At 72.7% G+C, this 10,166-nt stretch carries 10 protein-coding genes; 6 read left to right on the top strand and 4 right to left on the bottom strand.

The window, feature by feature from the left end; genetic code table 11:
• The first annotated feature begins 319 nt into the window (after positions 1-319).
• From E1258_RS02105 to E1258_RS02090, 4 genes are all read left to right on the top strand, one after another.
• Positions 320-880: a peroxiredoxin gene (locus tag E1258_RS02105; protein WP_132396283.1), complete on the top strand. Its 561-nt coding sequence runs from the start codon at positions 320-322 to the stop codon at positions 878-880.
• Positions 881-882: 2 nt separating this feature from the next.
• Positions 883-1,413: a carboxymuconolactone decarboxylase family protein gene (locus tag E1258_RS02100; protein ID WP_132396281.1), complete on the top strand. Its 531-nt coding sequence runs from the start codon at positions 883-885 to the stop codon at positions 1,411-1,413.
• A 174-nt stretch (positions 1,414-1,587) separates the two neighbouring features.
• Positions 1,588-2,049 carry a PRC-barrel domain containing protein gene (locus tag E1258_RS02095; protein WP_132396279.1) on the top strand — a complete coding sequence of 154 codons (462 nt, stop codon included), beginning with the start codon at positions 1,588-1,590 and terminating at the stop codon, positions 2,047-2,049.
• Positions 2,050-2,106: 57 nt separating this feature from the next.
• Positions 2,107-2,847: a tyrosine-protein phosphatase gene (locus tag E1258_RS02090; protein WP_132396277.1), complete on the top strand. Its 741-nt coding sequence runs from the start codon at positions 2,107-2,109 to the stop codon at positions 2,845-2,847.
• 84 nt (positions 2,848-2,931) lie between these two features.
• Here the strand turns inward: E1258_RS02090 and E1258_RS02085 are convergent, their stop codons facing one another.
• Together E1258_RS02085 and E1258_RS02080 are read right to left on the bottom strand one after the other, a co-directional pair.
• Complete coding sequence (locus tag E1258_RS02085) at positions 2,932-4,026, bottom strand: branched-chain amino acid aminotransferase (RefSeq protein ID WP_132396275.1); 1,095 nt, start codon at positions 4,024-4,026, stop codon at positions 2,932-2,934.
• 143 nt (positions 4,027-4,169) lie between these two features.
• The gene (locus E1258_RS02080) at positions 4,170-5,201 is read right to left on the bottom strand and encodes a 3-isopropylmalate dehydrogenase (RefSeq protein ID WP_132396273.1); all 1,032 of its coding nucleotides are present in this window, start codon (positions 5,199-5,201) and stop codon (positions 4,170-4,172) included.
• A gap of 222 nt (positions 5,202-5,423) precedes the next feature.
• On the opposite strand from E1258_RS02080, the gene E1258_RS02075 reads away from it, so the two are divergent.
• Together E1258_RS02075 and E1258_RS02070 are read left to right on the top strand one after the other, a co-directional pair.
• Positions 5,424-6,302: an FAD:protein FMN transferase gene (locus E1258_RS02075; RefSeq protein WP_132396271.1), complete on the top strand. Its 879-nt coding sequence runs from the start codon at positions 5,424-5,426 to the stop codon at positions 6,300-6,302.
• A gap of 466 nt (positions 6,303-6,768) precedes the next feature.
• On the top strand, positions 6,769-7,125 hold the full coding sequence (locus E1258_RS02070) for a hypothetical protein (protein WP_198141604.1): 357 nt from the start codon (positions 6,769-6,771) through the stop codon (positions 7,123-7,125).
• Between the two features lie 129 nt (positions 7,126-7,254).
• Here E1258_RS02070 and serA read toward each other — a convergent pair whose 3' ends face one another.
• Both serA and ilvC read right to left on the bottom strand, forming a co-directional pair.
• A complete protein-coding gene (gene serA / locus E1258_RS02065) occupies positions 7,255-8,853 on the bottom strand; it encodes a phosphoglycerate dehydrogenase (RefSeq protein ID WP_132396269.1) in 1,599 nt (532 codons plus the stop codon).
• A gap of 258 nt (positions 8,854-9,111) precedes the next feature.
• Positions 9,112-10,125, bottom strand: a complete 1,014-nt coding sequence (ilvC, locus tag E1258_RS02060; RefSeq protein ID WP_132396267.1) for a ketol-acid reductoisomerase — start codon at positions 10,123-10,125, stop codon at positions 9,112-9,114.
• Positions 10,126-10,166: the final 41 nt, after the last annotated feature.

The raw sequence follows: 10,166 nt of genomic DNA, 5'->3' as shown, positions 1-10,166 counted from the left end.
CCAACAAAAAGACCCCCCGCGGATGCGGGAGGTCTGCGCGCTCGGCGACGAGGGGCCGGACGCGCTAGCTGCCAATAATGGCGACGGTGCTGGTCATGGTCGCCACTTTGCCACCCGCACCCGGGTTTCGGGAGGAACAATCCACATGGCGGGACGGTCACGAAGCTTGCAATACCGCACGGCAGCCGCTCACCGGCCACAACCCGCTATCGGTGATCAACTTCACAAGTCGCCCAGCCGGCACCGAACCGAAACACCGCTGCGGCAGCATCTGGAACTGATCCAGTTACCGGCCTCGTGCCGCTGTCAAGGAGGACCCGTGCTCACTGTCGGTGACCGCTTCCCCGAGTACGAACTCACCGCCTGCGTCTCCCTGGAGGCCGACCGGGCGTTCGAGTCGATCAACCACAAGTCGTACGAGGGCAAGTGGCGGGTGGTCTTCTTCTGGCCGAAGGACTTCACGTTCATCTGCCCGACGGAGATCGCCGAGTTCGGCCGGCTCAACGGCGAGTTCGCCGACCGGGACGCCCAGGTGCTCGGCGTGTCGGTGGACAACGAGTTCGTCCACTACGCCTGGCGCAAGGACCACCCGGACCTGCGCGAGCTGCCGTTCCCGATGCTCAGCGACATCAAGCGCGAGCTGACCGCCGCGTGCGGCGTGCTCGGCTCCGACGGCGTGGCCCAGCGGGCCACCTTCATCGTCGACCCGGACAACGAGATCCAGTTCGCCATGGTTACCGCCGGCTCGGTCGGCCGGAACGTCTCCGAGGTGCTGCGCGTACTCGACGCCCTGCAGACCGACGAGCTCTGCCCGTGCAACTGGAAGTCCGGCGGCGAGACCCTCGACGCCACCCGGCTGCTCGCCGGCGCCGGGGCCTGACGATGGGTCTGGACGCGGTCAAGGCGGCCCTGCCCGAGTACGCCAGGGACATCAGGCTCAACCTCGGCTCCACCGTCGGCACCTCCACCCTCAAGCCGGAGCAGGCGTGGGGCACGGCGCTGGCCTGTGCCGTCGCCGCGCGTAACCCGGTCGTGCTGCGGGAGATCGCCGCCGAGGCGGCCAGCCACCTCACCCCCGAGGCGGTCGAGGCGGCCAAGGGCGCCGCGACGATCATGGCGATGAACAACGTCTACTACCGGGCCAAGCACCTCATCGGCGACGAGCAGTACGCGTCGATGCCGGCCCGGCTGCGGATGCAGATCATCGCGAAGCCGGGTGTCGAGAAGGGTGACTTCGAGCTGTGGTGCCTCGCCGTCTCGGCGATCACCGGCTGCGGCGTCTGCCTGGAGTCGCACGAGAAGACCCTGCGCGCCGCCGGGTTCACCCGGGAGCAGGTGCACGAGGGGCTGCGCATCGCCGCCGTCGTGCACGCCGCCGCGGTGGCCCTCGACGCGCAGGCCGCCCTGGCCTGAGCCGTGCGTCCCGCCGCCCGCCGGCACCGCGCCCCGCGGTGCCGGCGGGCGGCGGCGTGTAGGGGGCCCCGGCCCGGGGTAGGTGTTTTCTCGGACCCGAAGCACCTCACCTTCCGGAACGACCCTGCGAGACGACCCTCCGAGACGACCACGACGGTCGGGGCAGGAGCACTCATGGACAGGCTCGACCCGCACGCCGCCACCGGCACGCCCGAACCGATGATCCACGGCGGCCAGGGGGCGATCGCCGGCGGCGCCCCCGCCGGGCGGTTCGACCCGTGGAGCTACCGCGACCGGGCCTCGGTCGCCGACGCCGACCTCGTCGGCTACCACGTCGAGGCCAGCGACGGCCGCATCGGCAAGATCGACAGCGCGAGCCACGAGGTCGGCGGCAGTTACCTGGTGGTCGACACAGGCGCCTGGCTCTTCTTCGGCAAGAAGGTCATGTTGCCGGCCGGCACGGTCCACCACGTCGACCACGGCACCCGCACGGTGTACGTCGACCGGGACCGGGACCAGATCAAGGCCGCCCCCGAGTACGACGAGGACAGCCACAGCGACCCGGCGTACCGGGACCGGCTCGGCGGCTACTACGACGAGAGGCACGGGAACCTGCCCCCGGGCACCGCGCGCTGACCGCGTTGCGCCACAACGGCCGATGGGTTTCCGCCCACCGGCCGTTACCGTGTCAGCGTGGACGCCACCGAGAACAAGCGCAGGATCCCCTTCTCCGCCCTGTTCAACTTCCGCGACGTCGGCGGCTACCCGGCCGGCGACGGGCGCGCGGTGCGCTGGGGCCGGCTCTACCGCTCCGACTCCCCGCACCGCATCGACGGAGCCGACCGGGACGCGTTCGTCGCCCTCGGCGTGCGCACCGTGATCGACCTGCGCCGCCCCAAGGAGGTGGCCCGGGACGGCCGGGTGCCCGAGCTGGCCGGGCTCGCCTACCGGCACATCCACCCGGAGCACGCCGACTGGGCGGAGGCCCAGTACGCGCCCGGGTCCAGCCTCGCCCGCTTCCTCGCCGACCGGTACGCCGACCTCGCCGGCACCGGCGCGGCGGGGCTCGCCGAGGCGGTCGGGCTGATCGCCGACAGCGCCACGGCACCGGTCGTCGTGCACTGCGTTGCCGGCAAGGACCGCACCGGCATCGTCTGCGCGCTGACCCTGTCGGTGCTGGGCGTCAGCGACGCCGACATCGCCGCCGACTACGCGCTGAGCACCGAGGCGTCGCAGCGGTTCAGCGCCTGGGTTGCCGCGACCTTGCCGGAGGCCGGAGAGCTGCCCGCCCCGTACCTGGCCTCGCCCGCCGAGGCGATGACGCTGTTTCTGACCGAGCTGCGGGAAGGGCACGGCTCGGTGGAGGGGTACCTGCGGCACGCCGGTGTCACCGACGCCCAGCTCGCGGCGCTCCGCGACCACCTGCTGGAGTGAGGCTGGGCCGGCCGGCCCGCCCCGCCGTCCGGGGTTGAGAAAGGGCCCCTGCTCTACGCCAGGCGTTGAGCAGGGGCCCCTTCCTTACAGTCGGGTGACCCAGCCGTACGGGTCGGCGGCCCGGCCACGCTGGATGTCGATCAGCCGCTGCTGTAGCGCCGTGGTCACCCGGCCCTGTTCGCCGCCGCCGACCAGGAACTCACCGTCGGGGTACCTGACCCCGCCGATGGGCGTGATCACGGCCGCGGTGCCGCACGCGAACGCCTCGCGCAGCCGGCCGCTCGCCGCGTCGGCCTGCCAGTCGGCGAAGCTGACCGGCCGTTCCTCGACCCGGTGGCCGGCCTCGGCGGCCAGGGTGAGCAGCGCGTCCCGGGTGACGCCGGGCAGGATCGTGCCGGTCAGCGGCGGGGTGACCAGCGTGTCGTCGTCGTAGACGAAGAACACGTTCATCCCGCCCAGCTCGTCGACGAAGCGGCGCTCCACCGCGTCGAGGAAGACGACCTGGTCGCAGCCGGCCTCGATCGCCTCGGCCTGGGCCGCGAGTGAGGCGGCGTAGTTGCCGCCGCACTTGGCCGCGCCGGTTCCGCCCGGGGCGGCGCGGGTGTATTCCGGCGAGACCCAGACCGTCACCGGCTTGGCCCCGCCCGCGAAGTACGACCCCGCCGGGGAGGCGATCACCATGTACAGGTACTCGTTCGACGGGCGGACGCCGAGGAAGACCTCACTGGCGATCATGAACGGACGCAGGTAGAGGCTGCTCCCGTCGCCCTCGGGGATCCAGTCGCGGTCGATCTCGACGAGCCGGCGCAGCGAGTCGACGAACAGCTCCGGCGGCAGCTCCGGCATCGCCATCCGGCGGGCCGAGTCGACGAACCGGGCGGCGTTGGCTTCCGGCCGGAACATGGTCACCGACCCGTCTGCGACGCGGTACGCCTTCAGCCCCTCGAAGATCTCCTGCGCGTAGTGCAGCACGGCGGAGGCCGGGTCCATCGGGATCGGCCCGCGCGCCTCGATTCGCGCGTCGTACCAGCCCTTGCCCTCGGCGTACCGGATCGTGACCATGTGGTCGGTGAAGACGCGGCCGAACCCCGGGTTCGCGAGCAGGGCGGCCCGTTCGGCGGCGGATACCGGCGTGGGATTCGGACGGATCTCGAAGTCGAGCATGTCACCACCGCTCATCGCGCGTACCTCCCTGGGGAACGACGGCGCGCGGGACCGCACGCCGCATGAGTGCTGCCAGAAACCTACCCCGAACGGCCGTTCAGCGGACAGCGCCAACCGGCCGAGCGTGGCCTCTGACGGGGTGCCGGTGAGCCGGCGGGTCAGGCCACCGCGTAGCCGGCGAGCCGGTCGCCGACCTCGGCGGTGCGCAACGGTACGCCCGCGCCCCGGTTGGCCAGTTCCGTGCCGACGGCGGCGGTCACCCGGGCTGCGGCGTCGGCGTGCCCGAGCTGGTCGAGCAGCAGGGCGGCGGAGAGGACCGCGGCCACCGGATCGGCGACACCCTGGCCGGCGATGTCCGGCGCGGAGCCGTGCACCGGCTCGAACGTCGACGGGTACGCCCCGGAGGGGTTGATGCAGCCGCTGGCGGCCAGCCCGATGCCGCCGGTGACGGCGGCGGCGATGTCGGTCAGGATGTCGCCGAAGAGGTTGTCGGTGACCACCACGTCGTAGCGCTGGGGCTGGGTGACCAGGAACATCGCGGCGGCGTCGACGTGCTGGTACTCCGTGGCGACGTCCGGGTGCTCGGCGGCCACCGCCTCGAACGCGCGGGCCCACAGCGACCCGGCGTGGGTCAGCACGTTGGTCTTGTGCACGAGGGTCACCTTGCGCCGCTCGCGGCGCGACGCCCGGGCGAACGCGTCGCGGATGACCCGTTCCACGCCGTGCCGGGTGTTCAGGCTCTCCTCGGTGGCCACCTCGGCCGGGGTGTCCCGGTGCAGACAGCCGCCCGCCCCGGCGTAGAGCCCCTCGGTGCCCTCGCGGACGACGACCAGGTCGACCTCGCCGGGCTTGACGCTGGCCAGCGGCCCGGCCACGCCGGGCCACAGCCGCGACGGGCGCAGGTTGACGTACTGGTCGAAGGCGAACCGGAGCTTGAGCAGCAGGCCCCGCTCCAGCACGCCCGGCGGGACGGTCGGGTCGCCGACCGCTCCGAGCAGGATCGCGTCGTGCCCGGCCAGCTCGGCGAGGACCGACTCCGGCAGCACCTCGCCGGTGCGGTGGTAGCGGGCCGCGCCGAGGTCGTACGCGGTGGTTTCCACCCCGGGAAGCACGGCGTCGACGACCTTGAGGGCCTGCGCGACCACCTCGGGTCCGATCCCGTCCCCGGCCACCACCGCGATGCGTGCCACGTCGTCAGCTCCCTCGCCTCGTCCTCCTCCCCACGGTACGACCCCGTCCCGTCTCCCGGTACGAGCCTTCCACATTCCGGGAAGCTGGGATGCACAGCAGGTTTCCAGGTGGGATTCATGATGCGGTCAACTTCCCTGCCTAGGGTCGGTGGTGAACGGGACACGGGGGCCCGACGGGTGTTCGCCGCGGCGCTGCGGCGCCGTCAGCGAAGGAGCACTGCGATGCGGACCGACGAGCAACTCCGACACCAGTGGGTCGACGAACAGCCGCGCACCCGCTGGGTGGACCAGTCGGCCTTCGGCAGCCGCCGTCCCGACCTGCGGCTGGGCACCCGCAGCCACCGCCTCGACCGCGCCGGTGGTGGCACCGCCGTCGACCGGGTCGCCGTGCAGCACACCGTGCGGACCAGCACCGCCGAGTACTCGCTGCTGCTCAACGCGCCCAGCTGGCTGGGCCGGCGCGGAATCGGCGAGGCGCTGGCCGACGCCGTCGGCGAGCTGCGCGCCATCGACCTCACCTACGGCCCGGCCCGCCCGGACAGCCTGGTGTCCCGGCTGCGCCGGGGGGAGATCAGCCCCGAGTCGTACCCGCCGCTGGTCGATCTGGTGGACCGGTGCGCCGCGATGCGGGCGGCCACCGACGGTTGGTTCGACGCGTGGGCGGTGCCCGGCGGCTTCGACCCGGGGGGCCTGCTCGGTGGCTGGGCGGTGGAGCGGGCCGCGGCCCGGCTGCGCGCCGCCGGCATCCACGACTACGCCGTGCTCACCGGTGCCGACCTGGTGGTGCGCGGCCACGCGGCGCACGGCGGCCCGTGGCGGGTGGCGGTGCACCACCCGACCGACCCCCGGCGGGCCCCACTGGTGCTGGAGATGACAGCCGGTGCGGTGGGCACCTCCGGGGTGACCGGGCGGCGGGGGCACGTGGTCGACCCGCACACCGGCGAGCCGGCCGACCAGCTCGACACCGCCACCGTGATCGGCCCGGACCTGGCGGTGGCCGACGCCTACGCCACCGCGCTCTACGCCGCCGGCCCGGCGGGGCTGGCCTGGTTCCGCACCGGATCGGACTACCGGGCGCTGTTCGCCCACCGCGAGCGCTGAGGCAACCGCCGGAGCCGAGCGCATCCGCCGGCGCTGAGGTGACCGCCGGCACTGAGGTGACCGCCAGCGCCGCGCGCACCGGTCGCGATCCGCCCGATCGCGAGCCCCATCGCAAGCCCGACCGCGCCACCCGCACCGGCCGGTCTTCGCATCCCGGCCGTGGGTGGTCGGCGATCGGCCCCCACGGTCTCGGCAACGACCGTGGGGGCCGGTCAGCGACGAGTGCGCGTGGCTTGCGCAATCGAGGGGTGCGGGACCGGCCGGGCCCGAGGTCAGACCTCGCCACCCGAAGACGGGCCGACGACCGAACTCAGCCAGTGACCGCACGAGTACGCTAGCGAATCGACGTCACTCGACGCAAGAGTCTCCACAGCGGACCGTCACCGGAGGACGATCGGAAGATTCGCGGTTGACCTGCGGTGGGGTCGCGGTGACTTCCCGGGCCCAAGATGGCACGCTGTCCGCCGTGAGTTTCGATCTGAGCGTGTGGGCCCTCCCGGTCGGGGCCACGCCCGCGGATGTGCGGGCAGCGGTACAACGGTGCCGGCAGGGGCAGCACGGCGAACGTTACCCGGATCCGCGGGTCGTCGCCTTCTACCGGGCGATCACGGCCAGCTATCCCGACCGGCCGGCCGGCCCGGGTTCACCGTGGGAGGTCGCGCCGCTGCACGCGGCGAACGACCACATCGAGATGAACCTGAACCCCGCCTGCGAGGACCAGGTGCTGCTCGACATCGAGCGGCTGGCCGGCGAGCACGACCTGATGCTCTTCGACTACCAGGACGGCTCGGTCTACCCGCCGCCCGCCCGCGCCCGACGCTGACCCGCCCGTCCACCGACCCGGGCCGACACGACACGAGCCCGGCCGAACACGACGTGGGGCCCGACCGAACCGGCCGGGCCCCAAGCTCGTCCCTGCTGGACCGCGCCAGGCGGTCCAGGGTGGACCTGGCTACTCGTCGCGCAGGTCGGCGGCGCTGGCCGAGGTCGCGCCGATCGAGTCGGCCGCCGAGGTGAGCAGGTCGGCGCCGAGCGCCTGGTCGACCGTGAGGGTCATCAGGGTCTCGCCGCCGGCCTCACGGCGGGCCACCTGCATGGCGGCGATGTTGATGCCGGCCTCGCCGAGCAGGGTGCCGACGGTACCGACCACGCCGGGGCGGTCCACGTAGCGCAGGAAGAGCAGGATGCCCTCCGCGCCGATCTCCACGTCGAACCCGTCCACCTCGGTCAGCTTGAGCACGTCGCGAGCGCCCGCCGAGGCGACCGTGCCGGAGACGCTGACCGTGCGGCCGTCCGGCAGCGCGCCGCGCACCGTCACCAGGGTCGGGTGGTCGGTCGTCTCGGCCTGGCTGGCCAGGTTCACCTCGACGCCCCGCTCCACCGCCAGGTGCGGCGCGTTGACGTAGGTGACCTGCTCCTCGACCACCGAGCTGAACAGCCCCTTGGTGGCGGCGAGCTTGAGCACCGAGACGTCGTGGCTGACGACCGCGCCGCGCACCTCGACGGTGACGCTGGCGGCCACCCCGCCGGCCACCGCGGTGAACGCCCGGCCCAGCTTCTCGGTCAGCGGCAGCAGCGGGCGGACGTCCTCGGCGACGACGCCGCCGGCCTGGACGTTGACCGCGTCCGGCACGAACTCGCCCTGCAGGGCGAGCTTCACGCTCCTGGCGACGGCGAGGCCGGCCTTGTCCTGCGCCTCGGCGGTGGACGCGCCCAGGTGCGGGGTGGCCACCACGTTGTCGAAGGCGAACAGCGGCGAGGAGGTGCACGGCTCCTTGGCGTACACGTCGACGCCGGCGCCGCCGACGCGACCCTCGGCGATCGCGTCGGCGAGGGCCTGCTCGTCGACCAGCCCGCCCCGGGCGGCGTTGACGATCCGCACGCCCGGCTTGACGATCGCCAGCTCCTTCTCGCCGATCAGGCCCACCGTCTCCGGGGTCTTCGGCAGGTGGATCGAGATGAAGTCGCTCTCCCGCAGCAGCTCCTCCAGCCCGACCAGACGCACGCCGAGCTGGGCGGCGCGGGCCGGCTGGATGTACGGGTCGTACGCGATCAGACGGGTGCCGAAGGCGGCGATCCGAGACGCGAAGAGCACCCCGATGCGGCCGAGGCCGACCACGCCGACGGTCTTGCCCTGCACCTCGACGCCGGTGTACTTGGACCGCTTCCACTCGCCGGCCTTGAGCGCCGCGCTGGCGCTGGCGGTGTTGCGGGCCACGGCGAGCAGCAGCGCGACGGCCTGCTCGGCGGCGGAGACGATGTTGGAGGTCGGGGCGTTGACCACCATGACGCCCCGCGCGGTGGCGGCCGGCACCTCGACGTTGTCCAGACCCACGCCGGCCCGGGCGACCACCTTCAGCCGCGGCGCAGCGGCGATCGCCTCGGCGTCGATCTGCGTGGCGCTGCGCACGATCACCGCGTCGGCCTCGGAGAGCGCGGAGAGCAGCGCCGGGCGGTCGGTGCCGTCGACGTGACGGACGTCGAAGTCGTGGGCGAGCACCTCGATGGCGGCGGGGGCGAGTTCTTCGGCGATCAGTACGACAGGATTCATCGGTCCTCGTAGAGGTCGTGTGGCGGTCGGCCGGGGCGCCGCGCTGCGCCCTGCGCTGATACGTGCCATGGCCGTCAGGTGCCGGCTACGCACCTACCCGCGATCGTAGGGCGCGGGCCGGCCGCAGCGGCCCGGACGCTAGGGTGAGTGCCCTCACAAACCCGACATGTCAACGGCGTTACGGCCGGGCAAAAAGACAGCGGCGACCCGCCCGACGCCGGGGAGAGCGTCGGACGGATCGCCGCTTGCGGGCAGTGCTCAGGCGGTCTCGGTGATCGGCCGGTCGACCCAGCTCATCATGGACCGCAGCTTCTGGCCGGTCGCCTCGATTGGATGCGCCGCGCCCTCGGCCCGCCACTTGGCGAAGTTCGGGCGGCCGTTGTCGTCCTCGGCGATCCACTCGCGGGCGAACTCGCCGGACTGCACCTCGGCCAGGATCTTGCGCATCTCCTCCTTGACCCGGGCGTCGACGACACGCGGGCCCCGGGACAGGTCGCCGTACTCGGCGGTGTCGGAGACGCTGTAGCGCATCCGGGCGATGCCGCCCTCGTACATCAGGTCGACGATCAGCTTCAGCTCGTGCAGGCACTCGAAGTACGCGATCTCCGGGGCGTAGCCCGCCTCGGTGAGCACCTCGAAGCCGGTCTGCACCAGCGCCGCCGCGCCGCCGCAGAGGACCGCCTGCTCGCCGAAGAGATCGGTCTCCGTCTCCTCCTTGAAGGTGGTCCTGATCGCGCCCGCGCGGGTGCCGCCGATGCCCTTGGCGTACGCCAGGGCCAGGGCGAACGCGTTGCCGCTGGCGTCCTGATCGACGGCGACCAGGCAGGGCACGCCCTTGCCGTCGACGTACTGGCGGCGGACCAGGTGACCCGGGCCCTTGGGGGCGACCATCGCCACGTCCACGTCGGCCGGGGGCTTGATCAGGTCGTACCGGATGTTGAAGCCGTGACCGAAGAAGATCGCCTTGCCCGGGGCCAGGTTCGGGGCGATCGCCTCGGCGTACAGGCCGCGCTGGGCGGTGTCCGGGGCCAGAATCATGATCACGTCGGCCTCGGCCGCCGCCTCCGCCGGGGTGAGCACCCGCAGGCCCTGCTCCTCGGCCTTGGGCCGGCTCTTCGAGCCCGCCGGCAGGCCGATCACCACGTCGACGCCGGAGTCGCGCAGCGACAGCGCGTGGGCGTGGCCCTGGCTGCCATACCCGATCACCGCCACCTTCTTGGCCTGGATCAGGCCGAGGTCGGCATCGTCGTCGTAGTACACCTCAACGCTCATTGACTTCCCTTTCGTACGGCGGCCCGCGGGTGGCCCGTCGT

The sequence above is a fragment of the Micromonospora sp. KC207 genome, assembly GCF_004348615.1.
Lineage (GTDB): Bacteria > Actinomycetota > Actinomycetes > Mycobacteriales > Micromonosporaceae > Micromonospora.
The sequence above is the reverse complement of the archived record's forward strand: the minus strand, read 5'-3'. Positions and strand labels throughout refer to the sequence as shown.

Coding starts and splice junctions, on each gene's coding strand:
- E1258_RS02100 (WP_132396281.1), top strand. CDS start 883: ATGGGTCTGGACGCGGTCAAGGCGGCCCTGCCCGAGTACGCCAGGGAC.
- E1258_RS02095 (WP_132396279.1), top strand. CDS start 1,588: ATGGACAGGCTCGACCCGCACGCCGCCACCGGCACGCCCGAACCGATG.
- E1258_RS02085 (WP_132396275.1), bottom strand. CDS start 4,026: ATGAGCGGTGGTGACATGCTCGACTTCGAGATCCGTCCGAATCCCACG.
- E1258_RS02075 (WP_132396271.1), top strand. CDS start 5,424: ATGCGGACCGACGAGCAACTCCGACACCAGTGGGTCGACGAACAGCCG.
- serA (WP_132396269.1), bottom strand. CDS start 8,853: ATGAATCCTGTCGTACTGATCGCCGAAGAACTCGCCCCCGCCGCCATC.
- ilvC (WP_132396267.1), bottom strand. CDS start 10,125: ATGAGCGTTGAGGTGTACTACGACGACGATGCCGACCTCGGCCTGATC.